The organism is Pseudoalteromonas distincta (assembly GCF_005877035.1).
In the GTDB taxonomy this organism is placed as follows: Bacteria; Pseudomonadota; Gammaproteobacteria; order Enterobacterales; family Alteromonadaceae; genus Pseudoalteromonas; species Pseudoalteromonas distincta.
Genome location: NZ_CP040558.1, coordinates 2,062,630 through 2,088,341, shown reverse-complemented (window position 1 = coordinate 2,088,341; position 25,712 = coordinate 2,062,630). Strand labels below are relative to the sequence as shown.

22 protein-coding genes and 2 tRNA genes are annotated in these 25,712 nt (G+C 38.8%); 12 read left to right on the top strand and 12 right to left on the bottom strand.

The features are described 5' to 3' along the window. The first annotated feature begins 88 nt into the window (after positions 1-88). From hrpA to FFU37_RS09190, 3 genes are all read left to right on the top strand, one after another. Positions 89-3,976 carry an ATP-dependent RNA helicase HrpA gene (gene hrpA, locus FFU37_RS09200; RefSeq protein ID WP_175413897.1) on the top strand — a complete coding sequence of 1,296 codons (3,888 nt, stop codon included), beginning with the start codon at positions 89-91 and terminating at the stop codon, positions 3,974-3,976. Positions 3,977-4,051: 75 nt separating this feature from the next. Then, positions 4,052-4,432 (top strand): response regulator, encoded by a 381-nt coding sequence (locus FFU37_RS09195; protein WP_024597850.1) that lies wholly within the window; start codon positions 4,052-4,054, stop codon positions 4,430-4,432. Between the two features lie 9 nt (positions 4,433-4,441). Next, complete coding sequence (locus FFU37_RS09190) at positions 4,442-4,738, top strand: PilZ domain-containing protein (protein WP_007581065.1); 297 nt, start codon at positions 4,442-4,444, stop codon at positions 4,736-4,738. Between the two features lie 30 nt (positions 4,739-4,768). Here the strand turns inward: FFU37_RS09190 and FFU37_RS09185 are convergent, their stop codons facing one another. Continuing rightward, complete coding sequence (locus FFU37_RS09185; protein ID WP_002961441.1) at positions 4,769-5,959, bottom strand: class I SAM-dependent methyltransferase; 1,191 nt, start codon at positions 5,957-5,959, stop codon at positions 4,769-4,771. 140 nt (positions 5,960-6,099) lie between these two features. On the opposite strand from FFU37_RS09185, the gene FFU37_RS09180 reads away from it, so the two are divergent. Together FFU37_RS09180 and FFU37_RS09175 are read left to right on the top strand one after the other, a co-directional pair. Then, complete coding sequence (locus tag FFU37_RS09180) at positions 6,100-6,756, top strand: HD domain-containing protein (protein WP_138489340.1); 657 nt, start codon at positions 6,100-6,102, stop codon at positions 6,754-6,756. Between the two features lies 1 nt (position 6,757). Further along, positions 6,758-7,198, top strand: coding sequence for a VOC family protein (locus FFU37_RS09175; RefSeq protein WP_138489339.1), 441 nt, complete (start codon positions 6,758-6,760; stop codon positions 7,196-7,198). On the opposite strand, the gene FFU37_RS09170 is transcribed toward FFU37_RS09175, so the two are convergent. After that, positions 7,195-8,187 (bottom strand): response regulator, encoded by a 993-nt coding sequence (locus FFU37_RS09170; protein WP_138489338.1) that lies wholly within the window; start codon positions 8,185-8,187, stop codon positions 7,195-7,197. The two genes, FFU37_RS09175 and FFU37_RS09170, sit on opposite strands and share 4 nt — an antisense overlap. 3 nt (positions 8,188-8,190) lie before the next feature. Beyond that, entirely contained in the window at positions 8,191-11,523 is a 3,333-nt protein-coding gene (locus FFU37_RS09165) for an MHYT domain-containing protein (protein ID WP_138489337.1), read from the bottom strand. Between the two features lie 316 nt (positions 11,524-11,839). Between FFU37_RS09165 and FFU37_RS09160 the strand changes: the two genes are divergently transcribed. Then, positions 11,840-12,538, top strand: coding sequence for a M48 family metallopeptidase (locus FFU37_RS09160; RefSeq protein WP_138489336.1), 699 nt, complete (start codon positions 11,840-11,842; stop codon positions 12,536-12,538). Between the two features lie 102 nt (positions 12,539-12,640). On the opposite strand, the gene FFU37_RS09155 is transcribed toward FFU37_RS09160, so the two are convergent. Next, positions 12,641-12,725 (bottom strand) — tRNA-Tyr (locus tag FFU37_RS09155). 49 nt (positions 12,726-12,774) lie between these two features. Continuing rightward, positions 12,775-12,859, bottom strand: a tRNA-Tyr gene (locus tag FFU37_RS09150). Between the two features lie 112 nt (positions 12,860-12,971). Here FFU37_RS09150 and FFU37_RS09145 point away from each other — a divergent pair. The 3 genes from FFU37_RS09145 to FFU37_RS09135 all read left to right on the top strand — a co-directional run bounded on the left by FFU37_RS09145 (position 12,972) and on the right by FFU37_RS09135 (position 15,092). Further along, positions 12,972-13,499, top strand: a complete 528-nt coding sequence (locus tag FFU37_RS09145; RefSeq protein WP_138489335.1) for a VC2046/SO_2500 family protein — start codon at positions 12,972-12,974, stop codon at positions 13,497-13,499. A 179-nt stretch (positions 13,500-13,678) separates the two neighbouring features. Further along, positions 13,679-13,981 carry a DUF6172 family protein gene (locus FFU37_RS09140; RefSeq protein ID WP_002961433.1) on the top strand — a complete coding sequence of 101 codons (303 nt, stop codon included), beginning with the start codon at positions 13,679-13,681 and terminating at the stop codon, positions 13,979-13,981. Between the two features lie 193 nt (positions 13,982-14,174). After that, the gene (locus FFU37_RS09135; RefSeq protein ID WP_138489334.1) at positions 14,175-15,092 is read left to right on the top strand and encodes a GGDEF domain-containing response regulator; all 918 of its coding nucleotides are present in this window, start codon (positions 14,175-14,177) and stop codon (positions 15,090-15,092) included. A gap of 74 nt (positions 15,093-15,166) precedes the next feature. On the opposite strand, the gene FFU37_RS09130 is transcribed toward FFU37_RS09135, so the two are convergent. From FFU37_RS09130 to FFU37_RS09120, 3 genes are all read right to left on the bottom strand, one after another. Continuing rightward, positions 15,167-15,646 (bottom strand): YchJ family protein, encoded by a 480-nt coding sequence (locus tag FFU37_RS09130; RefSeq protein WP_039487357.1) that lies wholly within the window; start codon positions 15,644-15,646, stop codon positions 15,167-15,169. Between the two features lie 38 nt (positions 15,647-15,684). Further along, a complete protein-coding gene (locus tag FFU37_RS09125) occupies positions 15,685-16,119 on the bottom strand; it encodes a SulA-like leucine-rich domain-containing protein (RefSeq protein ID WP_002961428.1) in 435 nt (144 codons plus the stop codon). A 298-nt stretch (positions 16,120-16,417) separates the two neighbouring features. Next, positions 16,418-16,882, bottom strand: coding sequence for a tetratricopeptide repeat protein (locus FFU37_RS09120; protein WP_002961427.1), 465 nt, complete (start codon positions 16,880-16,882; stop codon positions 16,418-16,420). A gap of 118 nt (positions 16,883-17,000) precedes the next feature. Between FFU37_RS09120 and FFU37_RS09115 the strand changes: the two genes are divergently transcribed. Then, on the top strand, positions 17,001-18,293 hold the full coding sequence (locus FFU37_RS09115; protein ID WP_010555089.1) for an NCS2 family permease: 1,293 nt from the start codon (positions 17,001-17,003) through the stop codon (positions 18,291-18,293). 82 nt (positions 18,294-18,375) lie between these two features. Here FFU37_RS09115 and FFU37_RS09110 read toward each other — a convergent pair whose 3' ends face one another. Next, entirely contained in the window at positions 18,376-19,134 is a 759-nt protein-coding gene (locus FFU37_RS09110; RefSeq protein WP_024606544.1) for a hypothetical protein, read from the bottom strand. 324 nt (positions 19,135-19,458) lie between these two features. Here FFU37_RS09110 and cysB point away from each other — a divergent pair, with 324 nt between their 5' ends. Continuing rightward, a complete protein-coding gene (gene cysB, locus FFU37_RS09105) occupies positions 19,459-20,436 on the top strand; it encodes an HTH-type transcriptional regulator CysB (RefSeq protein ID WP_002961670.1) in 978 nt (325 codons plus the stop codon). Positions 20,437-20,512: 76 nt separating this feature from the next. Here the strand turns inward: cysB and FFU37_RS09100 are convergent, their stop codons facing one another. The 3 genes from FFU37_RS09100 to pabB all read right to left on the bottom strand — a co-directional run bounded on the left by FFU37_RS09100 (position 20,513) and on the right by pabB (position 23,931). Further along, positions 20,513-21,889, bottom strand: coding sequence for an L-serine ammonia-lyase (locus FFU37_RS09100; RefSeq protein WP_138489333.1), 1,377 nt, complete (start codon positions 21,887-21,889; stop codon positions 20,513-20,515). A gap of 101 nt (positions 21,890-21,990) precedes the next feature. After that, positions 21,991-22,566 carry an NUDIX hydrolase gene (locus FFU37_RS09095; protein WP_033021652.1) on the bottom strand — a complete coding sequence of 192 codons (576 nt, stop codon included), beginning with the start codon at positions 22,564-22,566 and terminating at the stop codon, positions 21,991-21,993. Positions 22,567-22,572: 6 nt separating this feature from the next. Further along, positions 22,573-23,931 carry an aminodeoxychorismate synthase component I gene (gene pabB, locus FFU37_RS09090; protein WP_138489332.1) on the bottom strand — a complete coding sequence of 453 codons (1,359 nt, stop codon included), beginning with the start codon at positions 23,929-23,931 and terminating at the stop codon, positions 22,573-22,575. Positions 23,932-24,086: 155 nt separating this feature from the next. Between pabB and FFU37_RS09085 the strand changes: the two genes are divergently transcribed. Further along, a complete protein-coding gene (locus FFU37_RS09085; RefSeq protein ID WP_138489331.1) occupies positions 24,087-25,613 on the top strand; it encodes a fumarate hydratase in 1,527 nt (508 codons plus the stop codon). Positions 25,614-25,712 lie beyond the last annotated feature (99 nt).

Here is a 25,712-nt window from a genome sequence, read left to right as displayed (position 1 = left end):
ACCCCGCGTTATGCATTTTGTAGGATTAACCCCAGCCGTTTAATTTGATACAATTACGGCTCTTTAACTAATTTTATAAGGTATGCGGGTGGTAAACCTAGGTCAGTTGTTTGGCGAGCTAAAAACGTGCTTAAAAAAAGATCAATTCATTTTCAAAAAACGCTTACATGGCGTAAAAAAAATAACCGATGAAAACAAGCATGCCAACGCGCTTGAAAAAATAGCGGCTGATATAACCCGTAGCCAAGAATTACGCGATAAACGCTTAGCTGGCCTCCCTAAAGTGACTTACCCTGAGCAATTGCCGATAAGTCAAAAAAAGGAATTAATTAAAGACGCCATTGCAAATAACCAAGTGGTTATTATTGCCGGTGAGACGGGCTCAGGTAAAACAACGCAAATACCTAAAATGTGTTTAGAGCTTGGTCGCGGTGTTGATGGTTTAATTGGTCATACGCAACCACGCCGATTAGCAGCACGAACGGTGGCTAATCGTATTGCTGAAGAAATGAAGTGTGAACTTGGTCAGCAAGTTGGCTTTAAAATTCGTTTTAGCGATCAGGTATCTAATAATACGTATATTAAATTAATGACCGACGGTATTTTGCTGGCTGAAATTCAGCAAGACCGTTTTTTAAATCAATACGACACGATTATTATTGATGAAGCGCATGAGCGTAGTTTAAATATTGATTTTATTTTAGGTTACTTAAAAAACCTGCTTCCAAAACGCCCTGATTTAAAAATAATAATTACCTCAGCGACTATTGATCCTGAGCGCTTTTCAAAGCACTTTGATGATGCGCCCATTATAGAAGTATCGGGTCGTACTTTCCCTGTTGATGTGCGCTACAACCCTATCACTGATATTAATAAAGATGATATGGAAGCGGAGGGCGATCAGCTACAAGGTATTTTTGATGCCGTTGATGAGCTGTGCACTGAAGGCCCTGGCGATATTCTCATATTTTTAAATGGTGAGCGTGAAATACGCGATACCGCAGATGCACTTAGCAAGCGTAATTTAAAACACACCGATGTATTGCCACTTTATTCGCGTTTATCTAACGCAGAGCAAAACCGTATATTTGCGCCGCATTCTCGTCGTCATATTATTTTATCGACTAACGTAGCCGAAACGTCACTCACCGTGCCGGGTATTCGTTATGTAATAGACCCAGGTACTGCGCGTATAAGTCGCTACAGCTATCGTACAAAAGTACAGCGCCTACCAATAGAGCCTATATCACAAGCAAGTGCTAATCAGCGTATGGGTCGTTGTGGACGTGTTGAAGCGGGTATTTGTATTAGGTTGTACTCTGAGGATGATTTTTTATCGCGCCCAGAGTTTACCGACCCTGAAATACTGCGTACTAACCTTGCGTCTGTTATTTTACAAATGTTGGCGCTAGGGCTTGGTGATATGGCGCAATTTCCGTTTGTACAAGCGCCAGATAGCCGCAATATTAATGATGGCCTAACATTGCTTGAAGAGCTACAAGCGGTAAAACCAGCTAAACGCGATAGTGAAACCAGCCTAACTCAATCGGGCAGGGAGCTTAGTCGATTACCCGTTGACCCACGTTTAGCAAAAATGGTGCTAACAGCCCATAAACTTGGCGCATTGCGTGAAGTGATTATTATTGTGGCGGCGTTGTCTATTCAAGACCCACGTGAACGCCCACAGGAAAAACGTGCGGCTGCCAATGAAAAGCACGGTCGTTTTGATGATCCAGATTCTGATTTTATCGCTTTTTTAAACTTATGGAATTACCTAGAAGAGCAGCAAAGCGAGCTGACTAACGGCCAGTTTAGAAAGCTGTGTCAAAAAGACTTCTTAGCCTATATGCGCCTGCGTGAGTGGCAAGATATTGTTTATCAAATAAGTACTGTGTGTAACGAAATGGGCATGAAAGCAACCAGCCAAGCGGCTGATGGCGAACTCATTCACAAAGCGTTACTAAGTGGAATGCTGAGCCACATTGGCTTTAAAGATGAGAAGCAAATATACAAAGGTGCACGTAATAGTCAGTTTCATATTTTTCCGGGTTCAGGTTTATTTAAAAAGAGTCCTAAATGGATTATGTCGGCAGAGCTGGTAGAAACCAGTAAATTATATGCCCGCACAAATGCAAAAATAGACATTAACTGGGTAGAACCATTAGCACAGCACTTAGTTAAACGTAGTTACACAGAACCTCATTGGGAGAAAAAGCCAGGTGCGGTAATCGCGTTTGAACAGCAAACTTTATACGGCTTACTTGTTGTAAATAAACGCCGCTGTGTTTATAGCAACATAGACCCTAAAGTGAGTCGAGAGCTTTTTGTGCGCACTGCATTAGTTGAGCAAGAACTGGGCTTAAACGAGGGCTTTTTAGCGTTTAACCGTGAGCTAATAGAAGATATTCAAGTTCTGGAAAATAAGTCACGCCGTCGTGATATTTTAGTTGATGAGCAAACGTTATTTGAGTTTTACGATAAAAAAATACCCAAAGAAATTAATAACCGCGCTGCATTTTTAAAATGGTATAAAACACAAAAACAACAAAATAAGCATTACCTACACATGACTCGTGAAGAGCTAATGCAGCATGGTGCAAGTAATATCACTGAGTTTGACTACCCTGACACATGGCAGCAAGACAATATTATATTGCCGCTTGCTTATCATTTCGACCCAGGCCAAGCAGTTGATGGCGTTGCGGTACAAATACCAGTAGCGCTTTTAAATCAAGTACAAGAAAGTGGTTTTGACTGGCACATACCAGCATTTAGGCATGAGCTAATAAGTGGGCTTATAAAGTCATTGCCTAAATCGCTTCGTCGTAATTTTGTGCCAGCACCAAATTATGCTGATGCAGTACTGGCAGCTATTGAGCCAATGCAAGGTAGCTTAATTGATGCTTTAGCCACGCGTTTATTAAGAATGACAGGTGTGAGGGTTGATCCCGAGGCATGGGATTTAAGTGCATTAGCACCGCATTTACGATTACAGTTTGAAGTACGTGATGAGAGCGATAAGTTACTTGCACGAGGACTTGATTTAGCCAAGCTCAAAGCAGAGCTGCAAGGTGAAGTAACCGAAACACTGTCTAAAGTAGCCGATAAAGGCATTGAAAAATCAGACCTAACACAATGGGATTTTGGTGAGTTACCCGCTTCATACGTTAAAAAACAAGGTCAATATGAGATAAAAGCATACCCTGCGCTGGTGGATAAAAAATCAGCCGCTGCAGTGGAGCTTTTTGATAGCGAAGCAAAAGCGCAGCAAGCACATCAACAAGGTTTGCGCCGTTTAGTACTATTAAATGTGCCATCGCCAATTAAGTACTTACAACAAAACTTACCGAATAAGGCAAAGCTGGGTTTGTACTTTAACCCATTTGGTAAAATAGCTGATTTAATTGATGACTGTATTGCCGCAGGTGTTGATAGCTTATTAGTAAAACACGGTGATATACGCGACGAAAAAGCATTTGAAACAGTAAAAGAGCAAATACGCGGTGAGCTGGGTGATGCCGTTGTATCGATTGCAACGCAAGTTGAGCAAGTATTAAGTATTGCTCATGCGCTGCATAAAAAAATGAAAGGGCGCGTTGATTTAACCATGATAACCGCGCACGGCGATATTAAGTCACAGCTTGAGTCACTTATATTTAAAGGTTTTGTGAGCGCGCATGGCGCAGATAAAATAGCGGATTTAATTCGTTATTTAAAAGCGATTCAAAAACGTTTAGAAAAGCTGCCAGTGGATCCAAATCGTGATAGGTTATGCGTACTAGAGCTAGATAAAGTTGCGCAAGAGTATAAAAAAGTAGTTAATAAAACGCCTAAAGGGTTGCCTATACCACAAGAGGTAACCGCTATTTTTTGGATGCAACAGGAGCTTAGAGTGTCGCTATTTGCTCAAACACTAGGAACGCCTTACCCAATTTCAGCCAAGCGGGTACTTAATGCGATAAAAGAGATAGAATAAAACTTGCATTTTCTATTAAGCTTAGTACCTTAATAGAAGGATTTATTTTTGTTTTGAAAAGGAAGCGACATAGTTATGTCCTCATCGATTGAACATAAAACAAAGCGACTTTTAGTGGTAGATGACGAGTATTTTAATTTTGAAATGCTCAAAGCCGCACTAGCGTCGAAATTTGATGTTAGTTACGCAGATTCAGGGCAAAGCTGCCTTGCGTCAGCAATTGCGAGTCCGCCAGATATAATTTTGCTTGATGTTTGTATGCCTGGTCTTGATGGTTATGATACATGCCGAATGCTAAAGCACACACCTGAAACAAAAAATATTCCTGTTGTTATGGTATCGGGCCTAGAGTCCCCATCTGAAAAACAAGCAGGGTTTGATGCTGGTTGTAACGCGTATGTTGTAAAGCCATTTTCAGTGGGTGCTTTGTTGGAAGAAATTAACACGGTTGTTTAGAGGTAGCATATGTTTACTGATGATAAGCGAAATTTTAGACGCATGCAGATTAACACTCCTGCAAATTTAACAACGATAGAACCAATAGCGGGTTTAAGTTTTGCCGCAGAGTGCGTGGATTTAAGTGCAACAGGTTTATCAATTCATTTAGATGAATTGCTTGAACCTAATACCTTACTGACGGTGAACATTGATTCGACTCATCCAAGTATTGCGCCTTTAAATGCAACAGCAAAAGTAATACGTGCCAGCAAAGAAGATGATGGCACGGTAACAGCAGGTCTTGAAATCATTCAGTTTAACTAAATCGAATTCAGTTAAACTCAATAGTAGATATTAAAAAACCTTACAGATTAAGCCTTTTAAGTAAAAGCCTTCAGGGTAGCTGCCAGCAATTGGGTGATCGGCTGCCTGGTTTAATCGCTCCATTATCAGTAGGTCTTTACCTGCATCAAGTGCTGCATCGGCTACTACTTTTTGAAACAAGTTTTGTTCCATTAAACCAGAGCATGAGAATGTTAATAGTGTTCCACCTGGTTTTAGTATTTGCATGGCAATCATGTTGATATCTTTATAGCCACGACACGCGCCCGTTAACTGCGCTTTATTATCAGCAAATTTTGGTGGGTCCATTACGATGGTATCAAACTGTCTACCTTCGTCGCGGTATTGGCGTAATAATTTAAATACATCCTGCTTAACAAAGCTCACTTTGTTTAAATCTAAGTTATTATGCTCAACATTACGCTTTGCTGTATCTAAAGCGGGTTGCGATACATCTACGTTAGTTACATGCTCACATCCACCACGCAGGGCATACAACGAGAATGTACCTGTGTAACTAAAGCAGTTAAGGACAGTTTTACCTTTTGAGAAGCGCTCAAGTGCAGCACGGCTGTCACGCTGATCTAAGTAAAACCCTGTTTTGTGACCTTCAATTATATCAACTTCGATTTTTAAGCCGTTTTCTTCAATAAGCACAGGCTCTTTTGGTTCATTGCCCCAAAGTGCGCCTTTAATTGGTTCTAAGCCTTCTTTAGTACGTACATCTACGTCAGAACGCTCATATATACTAGAGCCGGGGAAAATAGACATCAATGCGCCTACAATCTCGCCTTTATGGCGCTCGGCACCGGCGCTTAATAGCTGGCACACTAATACGTTGTCAAATTTATCTATTGTAACGCCTGGTAAGTAATCAGACTCAGCAGCACATAAGCGAAACCCTGTTAATCCGCCTTCTTCAATAACTTGGCTACGGGCTTCTAATGAGCGACGTAAACGGCGTTCAAAAAAGTGTTGATCGATGACTTCTTTTTCGTCAAAGCTCCAAACACGTGCACGAATTTGTGAGTGAGGGCTATACGCAGCAGTTGCTAAAAACTTACCTTCGCTGTCGTGAATCGTTACTGTGTCGCCTAATCCAGGTTTACCTTTAATTTTTTTGATGGCTTTTGAAAATAACCAAGGGTGTTTTCTTTTTAATGATTTATCGCGACCAGCTTGTAGGTAAACGGCAGATGACATAAGGCTTCTCAGTAGTAATAAATAAGCGCTGTATTTTAGTCAAGCAAGGAGCAACATACAATGAATGTTTTGCAAGGGGGGCATAAAGCACGGTAAAGTACGGATAATTCATTGATTAATTAGCTTTTTGGAACCTAACTTTGTCTGACGTCGCTTTAAGCCCTGATTTAGAAATACTTAACTCACAATGTAGAGAGTTTATCGCCTCTTTAGTGCATGCCGATGTTGCTCATGACATTACTCATATAGAGCGAGTGGTGCGCGTTGCAATACAGTTATGTAATGCGGAGCAGGCAAACATGTCAGTAGTATTACCTGCAGCGTGGATGCACGACTGTGTGGCGGTGGCTAAAAACCACCCTGATCGTGCAAAAGCCTCTACTATGGCAGCTGATAAGGCATTGGAGTTTTTAAAATCGATTAATTATGACGAGTCACTTTTTGATGAGATTCATCATGCAATTGCAGCGCATAGCTTCAGCGCAAATATAAAAATTAAAACAGTTGAAGCGCAAATAGTACAAGATGCCGACAGAATGGATGCGTTGGGCGCTATTGGCGTTAGCCGATGCATGAAAGTTGGTGGCTCAATTTCTCGGTTATTATATAACCCAAATGACCCTTTTTGTGTTGAACGCGAGGCTGATGATAAAACATACACGCTTGATCATTTTTTCATAAAGTTATTACATATTGCCGATAGTATGAATACCCCATCAGCTAAAGCAGAGGCGAATAGACGAACAAGGTATATGCATGAGTTTTTAGAGCAATTAAAGTCAGAAATTGGTGAGTAACGTGAATAATACAAGCATACCGAAATTATCTGGCATTGATCATTGCCATTTAAATGTTGATAACTTAGCTAATGCCGTTAAGTGGTATGAGCGGGTTTTAGGTTTTAGCGTAGTGCCAGAGCTTGCCTTTTGGAATGAGCATGGGCGAGGCCCTTTAACGCTTGAGGATGCTTGTTTCACCACTCGTTTAGCATTGTTTGAAGGAGAGGGGCGCAGTAAAGGGATTGCATTTTTGGCCTCAGGGGATCAATTTATTCAATGGCGTATTCATCTTGAGAGTTTAAATATAAAAGTAGTTTTAGCAGATCATGGTGTAACGTTTTCTATGTACTTTAAAGACGAAAGTGGCAATAGCCATGAAATTACGTCACATGACTATCGTTATATAAAATCTTGTTACCCAAATATTGAGCTTGGCTCTCACACTGCTAAAAAGAATTAGCTTTCTTGATTTGCATTTTTTATAGCAATAATATCGTCTAAGTTTTTTACTAATAGTTCGATTAGAGCGGGATCGAAATGAGTTCCTGCTTGCTCTTGCATATGCAAAACTGTTTTCTCTACACTCCAAGCCTCTTTGTAAGGGCGTTTTGAGGTAAGTGCATCAAATACGTCAGCTATAGCAACAATTCTACCTTCAACTGATATTTTTTCGCCTTTGATCCCGTTAGGATAGCCTGAGCCATCCCATTTTTCGTGGTGTTCAATTGCAAGCGTATGTGCAAGTTGTAGTAAAGGAGATGATGAGTTTGCTAAAATTTGCGCGCCAATGGTGGCGTGTTCTTTCATATGATCAAACTCTTCAGAGGTTAACTTTCCAGGTTTGAGTAGGATAGCGTCAGGAATACCTATTTTTCCTACATCGTGCATTGGGGCAGCTTGACGTAAAAGTTCTGCTCGTTGCTCATCCATACCGAGTGCTAACGCTAATACTTTACTGTATTGGCTCATGCGCACAATATGTTCACCCGTGTCGGTGTCTTTATATTCCGCTGCACGGCCTAGACGTTCTACTAAATCTACATGAGCTTGCTTTAATTGCTCTGCTTGTACTAGCGACAAGTGAGTATTAACCCTTGCTCTTACAATGGCAGGGCTTATTGGTTTAGTAATATAATCTACTGCGCCTAACTCAAAACCTTTGTATTCATCGCTTTCATCGCCAAGCGCAGTTACAAAAATAATTGGGATGTGTGATGTTTTAGGATTTCTCTTAACTATTTGGCATACTTCAAAGCCATTCATATCTGGCATCATTATGTCGAGCAAAATTAGCTTTGGTAGCTCTTTTTCAAGTAGTGCTAGTGCGGCATCACCCGATTTAGCAAACGACATACGATATTGATTACCTAACACTTCGCGCATTACTTTTAGATTTGCAGGCTCATCGTCAACAATTAATACCCGTGGCCTATCTGTCGTAAAATCCATTAATTAATACTCATTGTTTGTTAGTTTTTCAAGTAAGGTTTCTAGTATTACGTGTGCTTTATCAAAATCAAATTCATCAAAGGCTTCGGCTATATCATCAACTTCATTTTGAAAGGTAGAAGGTGCGCCGCGTTGCAACTTTGCGAGTAGTTCATCATTTAATTCTGCGTTTTGCGCATCTTGATGAAGTGTTTCACACAGTGACTTAATTTCATCAATTGATAGAGTGTCTGAGCTATTATCTTCAGGCTTGCTATTTGGCTCATCGCAAGTATTTGATGACAGCAGTTGCGTTATAATAAGTAGTTCGTTTTTGATATCGTCTAAAAGACTAATAACTTTAGCATCACTTTGCTTGTGCTCTAAATCGGTTAATAACTTCATTAACGTTGTTAGCCCTAAGTTACCAGCAACACCTTTGAGTGTGTGAATGAGGCTATCGACATCTTTTATGTTTGATAATTTATCATTAAATAATCTCTCAAACCGCTTATCACTATCACTAACAAACTTAGTAATCTCTGTAAGTTGCTTACACTTAGAACCCCAAAGTGCTAATCCTTTTTCAAAATCTATATGCTGCGCTTTAGGATCGCTTTGCGATATAACCATTTCTTTTGCAATACCAAGCCCCAGCACTTGCGCTATTTCTTGGTTAAGCTGATTTATATCGACGGGTTTATTGGCAAAGCCATTCATGCCTGCTTTTTTAGCCGTAAGCTTATCTTGCTGTAATACGCTTGCTGTGAGCGCGATAATTGGCGTGTACTTAAGCTGCCTTTGGTTTTCTATTGCTCTTATTTTTTGTGCTGCTTGTATGCCATCACACAATGGCATATGTATATCCATTAATATGACATCAAAGTCTTGCTCTTCAAATACTTTAATCGCTTCAAGTCCGTTTGACGCTTTGGTAACTGAATGCTGATCGCGTGACAGAAGCAAAGACAGTAGTTCTGTATTTTGCTCTATATCATCAACTACTAGCACTCTAAGTGCAGGCAGTTGGGTGTGTAGACCATCAAAATAATCTATTTTAGATTCGTCACCTAAAGTAAGCGGCAATGAAAAGTAAAAACAGGTGCCTTTACCTAGCTCACTTACTAAGTTTATTGTTCCGCCCATAAGCTCTACAAGTTGTTTACTTATGGTTGTACCAAGGCCTGTACCACCAAAGCGGCGGGTAGTAGTGCCATCGGCTTGTTCAAAAGGTTGAAATACAGCTTGAATACGATCTTTTGCAATACCAATTCCGGTATCTTGCACTTCAAAAAACAGATGCTGATTTTGTGTCATGCCAACGGTGACCGTGACAGAGCCTTCTTCGGTAAACTTAATCGCGTTACCAATTAGATTAGTGAGTACTTGTCTGAGTCGATCTGGGTCGCCGTAGTACGTAGAACTTACTGATTCTTTAATATGGAGTTTAAGTTCTAAATCTTTCTTTTTAGCTTCTAGCCAAAAAGTAGAAATAATACTGTCTATCACTGGTTTTAAGCTAAAGTGGACTGGCTCAATGGTGAGCTTACCGCGTTCTAGTTTTGCAGAGTCAAGAATTTCATTTAACAATCTTAGCAATGAACGCGCTGCATTATTTACGGTAACCAAGTGCTTTTGTTGTTCTTGATCAAGTGGGGTATCCATTAATAGATCGCTAAAACCTATTATAGAATTCATTGGGGTGCGTATTTCATGGCTCATATTAGCCATAAAAGATTGCTTTGCATGAGCAGCTTCTTCAGCTTTAAATTTAGCTTGCTCTAGTTTTTCTTCATATTCTTTGCGTTCAGTAATATCGACTAAAACACCATCAATCCACTTTGGGTTGCCTTGAGCATCAAAGTCGATACTCCCTTTATCTAACAACCACAAAATTTTGCCGTTTCTATGTCTAATTCGGTATTCAATAGAATATTGAGACTTTGCATCAACAGCTTTAGTGACTTCATCAACTATTTGTTTTTGATCTGATTTCAAGACCAAGTCATTAAACTCGATACAATGCTCTGTAAACTCATTTGGGTTATACCCTGTAAGCTCAATTATATTTGGACTAATAAATAACATAGTCCAGTTGTCATCAAACTTGCATCTAAACGCGACTCCGGGCATGTTATCGATAAGAGAGCGGTATTTTTGTTCTTTCTCTTCTAAACTTTGCTGCAAAGCGCGTTGTTCGGTCAAGTCGGTGATAAAGCCAACATATAAAGGGTTATGGCCCGGCTGATTTACTTCGCCTATACCTAAGCGAATAGGAAAAACATGTCCGTTCATGTGTTTTGCATATACATCACGGTTTATGCCTATTATTTTACCTAGATCAACATTGTGAGCATTTAAGAGGTATTCGTCGTGGTGCTTGGCAATGTTATCGTCCATTAGCATTTTTACGTTTTTGCCTTGAACTTGGTTTTCTTGCCAGCCAAAAATTTTACTTGCGGCTTCATTAAAACTTAAAATAATACCAGTATGGTCAATGGTAACAATGCCATCTATAGCGGTGCCTAAAATAGCATTTAGACGGGATTCTTTTGCCGACTTATCCTCAAGTAGCATGCGATAGCGAACCATACCATTTATTACACCAACCACGCTTGTAATCGCGATAGTTGCTGTGGCGACTGCAATGGCGATAAAAGTTAGTCCTGCGGTTGCGTTAGCATCATCATAGATTAGTGGCGATGTAGCTACAAAACGTGTAGCGGCCATACCCATATAGTGCATACCAGCAACAGCACACCCTAAAATAACAGCGCTAATTGAGTTATTTTGAAGAGGTGATAAAGAGGGTAAAAAACGCTCAAGATTAAAGCGACTGTAAAGGGCTATAAAGGAGAGGGCTACAGCAACAATGATTGATAACGCAAATATCAATGGATCATATCTAAGTAAAGGAGCAAGATCCATTGCAGCCATGCCGCTATAATGCATAGTGCCAATGCCGGCTCCTAGTAACACGGAGCAAATCGACAATACTTTTAGATTCCCTTTACTATTTACTAGCATTGATACAGCGTACTGACATGCAATAAATGCTGGTATAAAAGAAAGGAGAGTGATTGTTGGATCATAATCAATATTAGTACACAGTGAAAAGGCAAGCATACCAATAAAGTGCATACTCCAAATACCAGCCGAAAAAACAGTAGCAGCGGTCACATTTGCTAAACGTTGGTAGCTAGGAAATTGAGTTTCTTTTGCGAGATCTATAAGTCTAATGGTGAAAAAGGCTGCAAAAATAGCAATTAGCAATGACATTGAAACTAATAGAGGATCGTAAACGCCATTAATGATTAAGCTAGGATCTTGGTCTGTGATAAAAAAAGCTGATAACATAATGGCTCAAAATATAATCTTTATTTATTAAGTTTAATCTAATTAATTAATAAATAAACCGTTAATTCAATGAAGTGAATAAAATAACGAATTTATTACTTTTAGTTTTCTTTTATTTATCAGGGATTAGTTTTTTAGTTGGTGTTTTTTATTCTAATGTATTGCCTGTCACAGGACTAAGTTAGATTTATATGGTCATATTTAAGTTTCTATCGAGTAACCTTAAGAAAACTAATGAATTGGCTTAACTAAGCGAAAAGTACACCTTATTTGGTTTTATTAGTTGCTGGTGAATTTTCTCGTAGCAATATCATTAATGAGTATGAAAGTGTTTGAATATCAGTTAAAGAAAAGTATAAAACGTAAAACGGTTGCCATTAAAGTACATAACAAGAAGGTGACTGTATATGCCCCTCAGTTTGTTAGTAATAAACACATCCAAGAATGGCTTTTTGACAAGCAGGTGTGGGTAAATGCTCAATTAACTAAACAGCACAATATTGCTGATAGCAGACAGAACCCGTTCAAAGACAAACAAATTTTAATCTTTGATAGCATTGTAAACATAGAATTTAAGCAAGGTACTAAGTCCGAAGCACTAAACTGTAACGACAGCTTGCTTATTACACACTCTTCGCGCGTTAAAAATACTTCGCAAAAATATCAGCAACTTCTTGAAGAATATTTAAAAGAGCAACTAACTGCATATATAGAAATGCGTTTAGCGTACTTCTGCGCACAAATGGATGAAGAATTACCTACGAGTCTAAAAGTAGCTATTTATAAGCGAAAGTGGGGAAGTTGTAATAGTAAGCGAGAGCTAACATTTAATTTGCATTTAATCGGAGCGCCTTATCATGCTATTGATTATGTGATTGTCCACGAGTTAGCGCATTTACGTCACTTAAACCACAGCAAAGCTTTTTGGCAACACGTTGATCGTTTTTTTCCTAATTATAAAGCATCATCAACATGGCTAAAGAAAAACAGTATGAGTTTACAATGGGTATTTTGAAGTTACCTGAATATAGGAATATAGGAATATAGGAATATAGGAATATAGGAATATAGGAATATAGGAATATAGGAATATAGGAATATAGGAATAGTAGAGAAGTGGTGGAGGGAGCTGGATTCGAACCAGCGAAGGCTGAGCCGTCAGATTTACAGTCTGATCCCTTTGGCCGCTCGGGAACCCCTCCACACTAATTTTATTGCATTTGGCCCCACTTAACTTAGCGGTAAGAAAAGTGGTGGAGGGAGCTGGATTCGAACCAGCGAAGGCTGAGCCGTCAGATTTACAGTCTGATCCCTTTGGCCGCTCGGGAACCCCTCCAATGCAACGGCGCTGATAATAGCAAATTGCGTATTTAAGTAAAGAAAAAAGCTAAAGAAAATTGAAATAAAGCCGATAAATATCTATCAGTTACCACAATCGACTAAAGACTATGCAAATAGATGATTTGTTAATCACAGAGAGTCAGTTAAACAGTAGGCTCAATAATAGTGTGCATGAAAATCGCCGTGGCGAATTTTCTCTATTATTAGCGATGCTGTCACATGACGCACTCGACTTTAGCCAATTTCATTTACCAAAAACTGAAATAGATAATTTAGTTATAGAAGAAGAGGCATTAAGAAAGCAATTTGGCGCAGGTCCAAAGCAACTTTTAGCCCCTGATGAATACAATATGTTGGTTGGACAGTTTAATGCCTCATTAATATCTCAAGAAGGGGAGCGCTGTGGTATGACAAGTATTAAGTTAAGGCAATGCTTAAGCCCTGAACCACTTGCGATTAGAAATGATGATAAGCATATTCCACTTAATATAATAGATAACTGTGAGCTTGCTGTCAGAAGAAGAATTAAAAGCGAACAAACACAACTTGCTAATCCTCCTATAGATGCAGCTGCTTTTTACGACAGCCTTAATAATGATGCAATACATCAACCACTTCAGCTTATTGCGGTGTGATATATGATTGTAATAATCATCAGTTAATATATGCTTTATAACGGGTCTGCTTTATATATTTGCTAATAATTGATTTAATGAAAAAAAAGCATCCAAAAATTAAATGCAATTGCTATAATGGCGTCAAATGGTATGACATGAAATGCCATTATCATTAAACCAAGGTAATTAGGAACGTAATGAAGAAAACATTCACGCTAAATCACGAGAAAATCAAATACCCTCGTATGGTTGATGCTGCAAAGCACGAAGTGAAAAAATATTTGAAAAGAGAGCGTAATAAAACGCTACCTGAAGATGCTGACTATTGGGCATTTGACTGTAAGTTTGGTAACACAGCTGAAGATGCGCAAGTTGTGCACGTTGCTGAATTAAGTAACCAAATTGGCGAAATTGAAAAGCAAGGTTTGACCTCTTTCTACGTAGAGATTTTAGCTCGACCTGCTCAACGTCAGCAATTAGATTTAGATGATGACGAATAATACTTAACTAAATTAAGTATTCAAAGTTATAAAATGAGTCCAAGTGGCTCATTTTTTGTTTTTATGCAGTAAAGATTTACTAAAAAGTATTTTTATTAGTAACCAATAAGTAGAACCCCTCTTAATTAACATTTGCATAACAAAATGTGATGCTATAGGCTGTTTTTAATTAAAAAAACAAAACATTTTTACTATGCCAATAAATTACTCTGACCATCAATTAAAACTAAGTTTAAAGAATTCTAAAGTACTTATAGTTGACGATCAGTTATTAAGCTTAATCGTATTGAAAAAAATATTATCTGAGCATTTTAATGTGACAACAGCTGGAAGTGGTGAAGAAGCAATTGAAATTTGTAATGTAAATGTACCCGATATAGTCCTACTCGATATTAGTATGGGTGGAATGAGTGGTATTGATACATGTTTAAAATTAAAAAATAATACTGAAACACAGGATATCCCAGTTATTTTTGTTACATCCTTTGAAAACGAAGAAGAAGAGTGTTGGGAAGCCGGAGCTGTTGATTTTATTAAAAAGCCGATTGTAAAAGAAACACTATTTAGAAGGGTTCGTGCCCATATAACGTTAAAATTACAACACGACTTACTCAATCAAAAAGTATTTTTAGATGATTTAACTAAAGTATTCAATCGCCGTTATTTTGATGCACATTTTTCTAAAATGGAACGAAGCGCCTTACGAGAAAAAGTTGACTATGCATTATTACTCATCGATATAGATTACTTTAAGCAATACAATGATATCTATGGTCATGTGCAGGGGGATACGGTGTTAAACCTAGTAGCACAAACTATTACTAATAGTTTGCAAAGGCCAACCGATTTTGTTGCGCGTTATGGCGGCGAAGAGTTTGTAGTTGTTCTACCGCATACAAGCACTGAAGGTGCAATTTGTGTTGCTGATAAAATTAAACAGAATGTGGCCGATTTAGGAATATTACACAAATATTCAGAATATGATTTTGTGACTATTAGTATTGGCGGTGCAACCCTACAACCATACGTAAATAACAAAAACACGTTGCAGATCGCAGATGAAAAAATGTATGAGTCTAAAATGCAAGGGCGTAACAAAGTGTGTTTTTAAGTTTAGTTAGCTAATAAATCACTCTGCCACTTAAAAACACCTTTTAGGTAATAAATATTAAATAAGATTATTGATTACATGCTATGACATTTTTTGTACTTTTTATTGCTACCGCATGGGCAGTCATCATTTCTGCCTACTTTAATATCTTCAACAGGATATATAGTGCCATCTAAATAACGCCATTGAGTGTTTTCTTTAATAAACAGCGACTTTTCGTGAAGCTCACAAAATAAGTTTTGATAAAAATATTGGGCTTTAAATTCTACCGTTCCAGTATCGCCATCATGGCTTGAGTCAATTAAATCAAGATTTATAAATCGACAGCTGTTAGCAAAATCATTGATTTCTTTAACCGGATTCTCAGCTTGTTTTTCTTTTGCGTAGGTTTGATAAACATATTTTGCATTTTTAATAACATAAGCGCTGAATCGTGAGCGCATAAGTTGTTCAGGAGTGTCAGCTTGCTTAACAGATAAGTGAAGCGGCTCGCAGCAATCGGCATAATTGTGCCCACTGCTGCAAAAACATAATGTGGTATTGAGTGAAGTCATAATAATAATACAAAGTCTAAAACATTAGTTTAACAAGCTTATTGAGCGAGTGGTATCTCTGTTGTTTGAGCGTTTTTAGTAAAACAGTATAGTTTTGTATTCGTTTTACTTAAATCGAACGATAGATTTGTAAGTAGTTGGTTATTAACTATATCGGTCCAGGTAATTACAGCTGCAAAGTTTCCATTATGTAATGCAGAATTTAATACATACTCTAGATTTACTAGGTGCTTCTGTCTAATAACAAGTAATTTACTTGTATCAATAGAGCATGAGTCAAGTAAAGCTTTGCTCGGTACATGATCTGGCGCAATTAATAACGTCCATGCATTAGAGCTATTATATTGGTGTAATACTTTTAAAAGCTCAAAGGTCGCTGAAATTTCATCTTCAATTTGGATCAAATTTACGCAATCGCTTTGCTCGTCTTGTTGGTAACTTTTAACTGTTCTTACGGTAATAGGCTGTAACATAATTTCACTCACTGGGTTTTTATACAGTATTCATATACAGTAGTTTATACAGTGCTTTCGTGCAAGCATTTTATGCTATTTATTTGTACAGTTATTCAGCTTTTGATCATTGTTTTTTGTTTTTAAATCTATAATTCTTTATTAATCAACTTGTTATAGGCTTGTTTTTGAGAGGGTATTTTTAAAATAAATTTTTGAGTCATGTTTTCGTTTGTGGGTTTTATACTGTGTAGGAGTATCTTTGTAACTATATACAGTATTTTTCAACACTGTATACAGTACTTATACCTTAGTTAGTTTATGTGTTTTCACTGGTGCGAGGGATCATATGAGAAAACTGGAGTTGGTGGATTTGTTCGTACAAACTTGCTGCATAACATTGAGCATCTTTAAATCGCTTAGTTTCGATATGTTTGCGTATATCTGTAACCGCTGCAGTGGCAGGTGCGTACCCTTGGCTACTCGCTAAGCTCAACCACGCTACAGCATGAAATACACTTTGTGGCACGCCTTCACCTTTTACAAAAAATAAACCTAAATAAAACTGTGCTCTATGGTTTCCTGCCATTGCAGCAAGGCGCATCCATTTTGCAGCCAATGGAGCTTGATTATTTTTTAAATAATATAGGGCTTTATTAATAGTACTTTGCTCATCTTTTTTATTATCAATGGGCGCGGGGCTGCTTTCTGGTTGAGTAACAAAACCTAAAATGTTGTCTAGCTGTTGCTCTAAGTCTTGCTCACAAGGTGTTGTTTTAAGCATATTGGTTCATTTATTATTTTAACTACTTTAACAGTTTAGTATATAGCAAGGTAAAATGTCCTGTAAAAGATAATTTTTATGTTAAAATCTCGCCACTTTTTACTATCACAAGTTTATTATGTTTGAAGCCTTATTTAAACTCAGCGAAAATAACTCAACAGTTAAACGCGAATGCGTTGCTGGCCTAACGACCTTTATCACTATGGTATACATTGTATTTGTAAACCCGGCTATGCTTGCTGAGGCAGGGATGGACCAAGGGGCTGCATTTGTAGCTACCTGTATAGCAGCTGCGATAGGCTGTTTTATAATGGGTTTATGGGCTAATTATCCATTAGCATTAGCGCCTGGCATGGGACTAAATGCTTTTTTTACGTATGGCGTCGTATTAGGAATGGGTTATACCTGGCAAGCCGCATTAGGGGCTGTTTTTATGTCGGGTTGTATATTTTTATTTTTAAGTTTATTTAAAGTCAGAGAATGGATTATTAATGCCATACCTCTGGTACTCAAGCGAGCTATCGCAACAGGTATTGGTGCTTTTTTAGCCTTAATTGCCCTTAAAAATGCAGGCATTATTGTCTCAAGCCCAGCAACACTAGTGCAATTGGGCGACATTACTTCCCCAGGCCCATTATTAGCTATATTAAGCTTTTTTGTAATTGCAGCGCTTTTATACCGCGATTTTAAAAGCGGTGTACTTATTAGTATTTTATTAGTGACAGGCATTGCACTAAGTTTAGGGCTAGTTGAATATCACGGTGTTATGGCTATGCCACCATCAATAATGCCTACTTTTATGCAACTAGATTTTGCCGCCGCTTTTGATATATCAATGATGAGTGTTATTTTTGCATTCTTGTTTGTCGATCTTTTTGATACTTCGGGTACATTAGTTGCGGTCACTCAAAAAGCTGGTTTAGCTGATGAAAAAGGTAACATGCCTCGTTTAGGACGAGCACTAAGTGCTGACAGCTCAGCAACAATTGCAGGTGCGATGCTAGGCACGTCTACGACTACATCGTATATAGAATCGGTTGCTGGTGTTTCTGTTGGCGGACGTACTGGTTTAACGGCTGTCGTTGTAGGTATTTGCTTTTTACTAATGATGTTTTTTGCACCGCTTGCACAAATGGTACCGGCTTATGCTACGGCAGGCGCTATTTTATATGTCGCTGTGCTGATGCTGCAAAATTTAAAGTTTGTAAATTGGGATGATATGACCGATGCAATTCCTGTTACTGTGGTATTACTAATGACACCATTAACGTTTTCGATTGCGCACGGTATTGCACTTGGTTTTATATCTTATACGGCGGTTAAAGTCTTGTGTGGTAAGCAAGATCAAGTCAGTATTAGTGTTTGGATATTAACAGCCTTGTTTGTTTTCAAGTTTGCATTTTTGTCTTAATAGCTAACAAAAAACACAAAAAAGCCTGCACAAATTAAAATTTGTGCAGGCTTTTTTAATACTTATTTTTAGTATAAAAACGCTACCATTTCTTTTTAGGAGCAAACAATATATCTAAGTCGTCTTGCTCTTCTTCTGTTTTCTTTTTAAGTGCGCTTGCATTAGAAGCTCTAAGTTCAACACTAATTGCTTCTAAGTAACCTTCAACTTCTTGGCGTTTTGTTGTTACATATTCATCGGTGTATGTAACTGCATTGAGCGTTGCCTGTGCTTTTTCAAAATACTGCCTTGCAGAGCCAACCATACTTGCTGAGCGGGCAGATAAGCCACGTTTTATTTGGCTTTCGATATTAATACGTAGTTGTAGTTTTTCAAGACGTTTATCTTCTAAAACAAAAACTTGGCTATCAATACGACCTTTATTATGTTCAGAGCGTAAAATTGAGCGTAATTTTTTAATACCTTGAATTAGGCCAACAAGCTGTTTGTCATTATTGGGTAACGTTAGGGCTTCACTGCTGTTGTCTAGAACTGCATTGGTGAGGTGCGTTTTAGCCTCACCTAAGCGGCTTTTGAGTGCTTTGGATGTTGGCGAACTAGTAACCATCGTGTTTAATGCTTCGTAAATACGGCGTTGCAATACACGGATTATATTTTCAGAAAGAGGTATATTGGCACTATTCATTAGTGCTTCTTCTGTTTCTTCTATTATAGCTTTTTGTTTTGTTAGCTCTTTGCGGCGTTCCGCTTCTTGTTTTTCTTTGTGTTGTTGTACAGCACTTACCCAAAGTGCAATCACAATCAATGCAACTATAAGCACTATTATAATAGAAACGATCATGGTGTAATTCTCGGATATATAACCTAATTATTTAATCTTACATTAAATATACGTTAACAGGGTAGCTTTGCGCCGATTAACTTAAAAAATACACCAAAAAATTGATAGGTTGAGCTCTTTATAAACCGTAGTCACCCTAAGGGCTTATAAACTAAAGCTGAATAAACATCGCTACCTGAAGCATATTTATTATGCTAGCCTTGAGCTCTAATCAGATAATTGCACACCTAAAGACCTAAAGTGATATTTTACGCAAATAACACTTGGTTTTAAGCGGTATTGCCTTTATAAATAATATGAATAATAACGTTAAAATTTGCAGCCATGAAATTACAACAACTCAGATACATCGTAGAAGTACAAAATCATAAATTAAATGTTTCAGCGACTGCTGAGAGTTTATTTACCTCGCAGCCAGGAATTTCTAAACAAGTACGCATGTTAGAAGATGAGTTGGGTGTACAAATTTTTGGTCGCAGTGGTAAACATTTAACGCATGTAACCGGTGCTGGCGAAGATATAATTAATATTTCTCGTGAAATACTCTCCAAAGTAGAAGGTATTAAAGCCGTTGCTAATGAGCATACGCTACCTGATCAAGGTAAGTTAAATATTGCCACAACACATACCCAAGCCCGTTATGCTTTGCCTAACGTTATTCAAGGGTTTATGAAAAAATACCCTGCGGTGTCGCTTCATATGCACCAAGGTACTCCACAGCAAATATCGGATGCTGCAGCACGCGGTGATGCCGACTTTGCTATTGCAACAGAAGCACTGCATTTGTATTCAGATTTAGTTATGCTGCCTTGCTACCATTGGAACCGCAGTATTGTTGTTGCTAAAGACCATCCTCTCGCTAAAAAGGCAAATAGTTTAACTGTTGCTGACATTGCCCAATATCCACTCATTACATATGTATTTGGTTTTACGGGCCGCTCAGAGTTAGATAAAGCGTTTAGCGCACACGGGCTTGAACCACACATTGTATTTACTGCAACCGATGCTGATGTTATAAAAACATACGTACGACTGGGTTTAGGAGTTGGTGTTGTCGCTTCAATGGCGATAGATCAAGTGAGCGATACCGATTTAGTGTGTATTGATGCAAGCCACTTATTTGAAGCTAGCACGACCAAAATTGGTTTTAGAAAGGGCAGCTTTTTACGTACTTACATGTATGATTTTATTGAACGTTTTGCACCGCACTTAACTAAAGAACGCGTGGAGCGAGCAAGTTTGTTACGTAACCAAGATGACGTAGATAAGTTATTTGCAGATATAGAGTTACCCGTTAAATAAGGTGATTGCATTGAACGAACAATAAAAAAGCTGCCTATTTTAAAATAGGCAGCTTTTTCTTTTTATAGCGAGCTGATTAACATTCGATAATATTAACTGCTAATCCACCGCGAGCGGTTTCTTTGTATTTGGTTTTCATGTCGTTGCCGGTTTCAAGCATGGTTTTAATTACTTTATCAAGTGATACCTTTTGCTCGCCACTGCCACGAATAGCTAAACGTGAGGCATTAATTGCTTTAATCGCGCCCATTGCATTACGTTCAATACACGGTACTTGTACTAAGCCACCAACAGGGTCGCACGTGAGGCCTAAATTATGTTCCATACCAATTTCTGCTGCGTTTTCTACTTGCACAACATTGCCACCAACAATTTCTGTTAATGCGCCTGCTGCCATAGAGCACGCAACGCCAACTTCACCTTGGCAACCTACTTCAGCACCCGATATAGAGGCATTCTTTTTATATAAAATACCAATAGCAGCAGCCGTTAATAAATAACGTGTGGCTATATCGCGGTCTACTTCTTTCACAAATGTGTGATAGTACATAAGCACAGCCGGTAAAATACCCGCAGCACCATTAGTTGGTGCGGTAACTACACGGCCACCTGCCGCATTTTCTTCGTTTACGGCAAGGGCAAATAAATCAACCCAGTCCATTGCACGAAGTGGGTCGTTACTGACCTCTATATTTAGTTTTAAGTATAGGCTTGGCGCACGGCGTTTTACTTTTAAGCCGCCAGGTAGGATACCTTCGGTACGCATACCACGCTCAATACAGGCCATCATTACTTTCCAAATATGAAACAGCGTGTCTTTTATTTCATCTTCAGTGCGCAGTGTTTTTTCGTTCTTCATCATTAAGCTTGAAACACTAAGCCCTGACTCTTTACACATCTCTAGTAGCTCTTTTGCGCTACTGAAAGGGAATGGGGCTGGGTTTTCTTCTCTAATATCAATGGCTGCTTGTTTTTCGTTTTCAAACTCTTCGTCAGTAACAATAAAGCCACCGCCAATAGAGTAATATACTTTGCTGTAAACTTTTTCGCCGTTGTTTGAGGCGATAATTTCCATTGCATTAGAGTGCTTAGGCAGCGTTTTGCGACGATGAAAAACAATAGCGCCTTGTTTTGGAAACTTAGCTTTGTGTGTTTTGTTTAGATAAATAACCTGATCTTTTTCGATGGTCGCTAAAATGTCGTCGACTAAATCGGCATCTATAGTTTCAGGGTCATAACCGGCTAAACCAAGAATTACGGCTTTACCCGATCCATGGCCAACACCTGTTTGTCCCAAAGAGCCATAAAGCTCTACTTTAATATCGGTAACATTTGCTAATAATTGTTGTTCTTGTAGGTCATTAACAAATAAGCGTGATGCGCGCATTGGGCCAACGGTGTGTGATGACGAAGGGCCAATACCAATGCTAAACATATCAAATGCACTGATCATAATGTGTGTCTCTACTTTGTTTTATCAGCACGAAGCTGCTCTTTGAACGGTCGAGCATGATAACGTGGAATTGTGATTGTGTAACTACTAATAACGAAGATTTAAACTGGTAAGGCGAGTTGTTTTGTAAAGTTTTTTATAATGCTTGCAGTCGCACCCCAAAGTAAACCATGTGGTGTTTTAAAACCTTGCAAAATAACCGTTTTCCCAAATCGTTGAAAAGGTAAGGGTTGCCAGTTAGCTTCGTTATTTAGCTCAGTGACCGAGAGCAAAAAGCTCGCTTGTACTTCATTATAATCATTTTCCCAGGTGGTGCCTTTATTAAGTAAACCCACATAGGGGCTAATACTAAAACCCGTTAATGTTGAATACTCAGGTAAGTGACCTAATACATTAACGTTGTTTTGGGCAATATTTAGCTCTTCTTTTAGTTCGCGAAGGGCTGTGGCGCGAAGGGTAATGTCGCTTACTTCAAACTTACCTCCGGGCAAACAAATCTCCCCAGGGTGATGGTGTAAATAAGTAGGGCGTTTACACAGTAAAATATGTGCATGGTTGTCTATATCAATAATTGGCAGCATAACAGCGCTAGCACGTTTTTTACGCGTGTCTTTTAACTGGTTTGGCGCAGCTGTAGGGCTTAACAGAAACCGCGCCATAATGTGTTCACTATTCAAAACGACCTACTGTTTTAATAAAGGGAGGATTTTATTTACTTTATCGTAAGTTTCTTGATATTCCAATTCGACTTTAGAATCAGCGACTATTCCGCCACCAGCCCAGCAGTAAATTTGCGCTTTGTGGCATACCAAGGTACGAATAGTGATACTCGTATCCATATTTCCACATGCACTTAAATAACCAATTGAACCACAGTAAATGCTGCGGCGATGTGGTTCTAGTTCTTCAATTATTTCCATCGCCCTAATTTTGGGCGCACCGGTGATTGAGCCTCCCGGAAAAGCCGCTTCTAGCTGATCGACCGCTGTTTTACCTTCATCAAGTTCTGAGGTTACCGTGCTTACTAAATGATGCACTGCCGGAAAGCTTTCAATGGCAAAAAGGGAAGGGACGTGAACGCTGCCAGGTTTTGCCACTTTGCCTAAGTCGTTACGCAGTAAATCAACAATCATGACATTTTCAGCGCGATCTTTAGCTGATGCTGCGAGTATTTGGGCTTGGCGTTGATCCTCCAGCGCATCCGCTTTTCGCGGCAGTGTGCCTTTAATAGGTTTGGTTTCTACAACGTTATTATTTACTGATATAAAGCGCTCAGGGGAAATTGATAAAATTGCCCCTTGAGGGTGATTTATAAAGCTCGAAAATGGCGCTTTATTTGCTTCACGTAGTTTAATGTAAGCTGCCCAAGGGGAGCCTTCAAACTGAGCGTTAAAGCGCTGCGCTAAATTAATTTGGTAACAATCGCCACTTTTTAAATACTCCTGAATTTGGGCAAACTTTGCAGCGTATTCCGTTTCGCTCATATTTGATTGCCAGTCGCTGTTTAGGGCAAAGGACTGCGTATTAACTTGGGAGTTAACGTGCGTATTTAAGTATTGCTCATAAAGCGCTAATCGATCGGTGTTTGGCTGCGATACATAAAACCAGCTTTGTTGCTGCTTGTCGTAAATAAGGGCATCTAAGTAAAGGCCAATAGCCATTTGGGGAAGATTAATGTCTTCAATAGCACGAGTGGGGATGTTTTCAATTGTACGCCCTAAGTCGTAGCCAAAGTAGCCAAGCCAGCCGCCGTTAAAGGGTAAATCGTAATCGGCTTTTGTTTTATCAAGATGCGAAAGCTCATTATTCATAATTTCAAAGCAGTTATCACTACTTTCTATATTATTTAAAAAGCTTTTATTATTTTTTACTTCAAGGGTACTTTGCGGCTCAATGGCAATAATATCAAAACGGCTGTTTATATGATTACTATTTGCAGAATCTAATAGAATTGCATAAGGCAAATGTGAAAAATGCGCAAAAACGTCAATGCAGTTTTGTGTTATGCCTAATTTAATACAATTTTTTTTATTGTTTAGCATTTACTGCCCCTTTAAGAACTGGCTCGAAACGGGCTGGGAGGGTATCATAAGTCAAATTTTTTGGCAGCACTAAGCTGTAAAAAACAGTGCAAACCACCGTCACCGGTTTGATTTAGATTACGCGACAACGCGTAACGGTAACTTAAGGAACCACTATGAGTACAATTTGTCAGCAAGACTTTATTGATAGCATTGAAGATGCATTGCAATATATTTCGTTCTATCACCCACTTGATTTTGTTCAAGCTCTCGAAAAAGCTTACAACAAAGAACAAAGTAAAGCGGCTAAAGACGCCATTGCACAAATTTTAATTAACTCACGCATGTCGGCTGAAGGCAAGCGTCCACTTTGCCAAGACACCGGTATTATTACCTGTTTTGTTAAAGTAGGTATGGATGTTAAGTGGGATAAAACAGATTTAACCGTTCAACAAATGGTTGATGAAGGTACTCGTCGTGCATATTTAAATCCAGATAACCCTTTACGTGCATCTATTGTTGCAGACCCTGCTGGTACGCGTAAAAATACTAAAGATAATACGCCTTCGGTTGTGCATATTGATTTAGTAGCGGGTGGAAAAGTAGAAGTAATGGTTGCGGCTAAAGGCGGCGGCTCTGAAAACAAAAGTAAAATGGTTATGTTAAACCCGTCAGATGATGTTGCTGCATGGGTAGAAAAAACACTACCAACAATGGGTGCTGGTTGGTGTCCGCCAGGCATGCTAGGAATAGGTATTGGTGGTACGGCTGAAAAAGCAGCAGTAATGGCTAAAGAGTCGTTAATGGATCCGGTTGATATCCATGAATTAATGGAACGCGGCGCAGAAACAACTGAAGAAAAACTGCGTTTAGAAATTTTTGATCGTGCTAATAAATTAGGTATTGGCGCACAAGGTTTAGGCGGTTTAACAACGGTTGTTGATGTTAAAATTAAAACAGCACCAACGCATGCAGCTTCAAAACCTGTAGTAATGATCCCAAATTGTGCGGCAACTCGCCATGTACATTTTACGCTTGACGGTTCTGGCCCTGCTAATTTAAAAGCACCTAAACTAGAAGATTGGCCACAAGTAACATTTGAAGTGGGCGAAGGCACACGTCGTGTTGATTTAAATACACTGACTAAAAAAGATGTTCAAGAATGGAAAATGGGCGAAACCGTTTTACTTTCGGGCACTATTTTAACCGGTCGTGATGCAGCGCATAAACGTTTGCAAGATATGATCAACTCAGGTGAAGGTTTACCAAAAGGCGTAGACTTTGATAATAAATTTATTTATTACGTAGGCCCTGTGGATGCGGTACGCGATGAAGCAGTAGGTCCTGCAGGCCCTACAACAGCTACTCGCATGGATAAATTTACCGATATGATGCTAGAAAAAACAGGCATTATAGGCATGATTGGTAAAGCTGAACGTGGACCTGCAACTGTTGAGTCTATTAAAGAGCATAAATCTGTTTATTTAATGGCTGTAGGCGGCGCAGCTTACTTAGTATCTAAAGCGATTAAAAAAGCACGCGTAGTTGCTTTTGAAGATTTAGGTATGGAAGCTATTTATGAATTTGAAGTAGAAGATATGCCAGTGACCGTTGCAGTAGACAGTGAAGGCGCCAATGCGCATACACAAGGCCCTGCAATCTGGAAAGCTAAAATAGAAGAGCTTGATAGCAAGCTAAAATAACGTACGTTTTGTATTTTTAAAAAGCGAGCCTAGTGCTCGCTTTTTTGTTTTTTAAATAGAGTTATTAGCAAGTTTACAGCTCTGACCAGTTTGCGAAAA

Coding starts and splice junctions, on each gene's coding strand:
- FFU37_RS09195 (WP_024597850.1), top strand. CDS start 4,052: ATGTCCTCATCGATTGAACATAAAACAAAGCGACTTTTAGTGGTAGAT.
- FFU37_RS09190 (WP_007581065.1), top strand. CDS start 4,442: ATGTTTACTGATGATAAGCGAAATTTTAGACGCATGCAGATTAACACT.
- FFU37_RS09185 (WP_002961441.1), bottom strand. CDS start 5,959: ATGTCATCTGCCGTTTACCTACAAGCTGGTCGCGATAAATCATTAAAA.
- FFU37_RS09170 (WP_138489338.1), bottom strand. CDS start 8,187: ATGGATTTTACGACAGATAGGCCACGGGTATTAATTGTTGACGATGAG.
- FFU37_RS09165 (WP_138489337.1), bottom strand. CDS start 11,523: ATGTTATCAGCTTTTTTTATCACAGACCAAGATCCTAGCTTAATCATT.
- FFU37_RS09160 (WP_138489336.1), top strand. CDS start 11,840: ATGAGTATGAAAGTGTTTGAATATCAGTTAAAGAAAAGTATAAAACGT.
- FFU37_RS09145 (WP_138489335.1), top strand. CDS start 12,972: ATGCAAATAGATGATTTGTTAATCACAGAGAGTCAGTTAAACAGTAGG.
- FFU37_RS09140 (WP_002961433.1), top strand. CDS start 13,679: ATGAAGAAAACATTCACGCTAAATCACGAGAAAATCAAATACCCTCGT.
- FFU37_RS09135 (WP_138489334.1), top strand. CDS start 14,175: ATGCCAATAAATTACTCTGACCATCAATTAAAACTAAGTTTAAAGAAT.
- FFU37_RS09130 (WP_039487357.1), bottom strand. CDS start 15,646: ATGACTTCACTCAATACCACATTATGTTTTTGCAGCAGTGGGCACAAT.
- FFU37_RS09125 (WP_002961428.1), bottom strand. CDS start 16,119: ATGTTACAGCCTATTACCGTAAGAACAGTTAAAAGTTACCAACAAGAC.
- FFU37_RS09120 (WP_002961427.1), bottom strand. CDS start 16,882: ATGCTTAAAACAACACCTTGTGAGCAAGACTTAGAGCAACAGCTAGAC.
- FFU37_RS09115 (WP_010555089.1), top strand. CDS start 17,001: ATGTTTGAAGCCTTATTTAAACTCAGCGAAAATAACTCAACAGTTAAA.
- FFU37_RS09110 (WP_024606544.1), bottom strand. CDS start 19,134: ATGATCGTTTCTATTATAATAGTGCTTATAGTTGCATTGATTGTGATT.
- cysB (WP_002961670.1), top strand. CDS start 19,459: ATGAAATTACAACAACTCAGATACATCGTAGAAGTACAAAATCATAAA.
- FFU37_RS09100 (WP_138489333.1), bottom strand. CDS start 21,889: ATGATCAGTGCATTTGATATGTTTAGCATTGGTATTGGCCCTTCGTCA.
- pabB (WP_138489332.1), bottom strand. CDS start 23,931: ATGCTAAACAATAAAAAAAATTGTATTAAATTAGGCATAACACAAAAC.
- FFU37_RS09085 (WP_138489331.1), top strand. CDS start 24,087: ATGAGTACAATTTGTCAGCAAGACTTTATTGATAGCATTGAAGATGCA.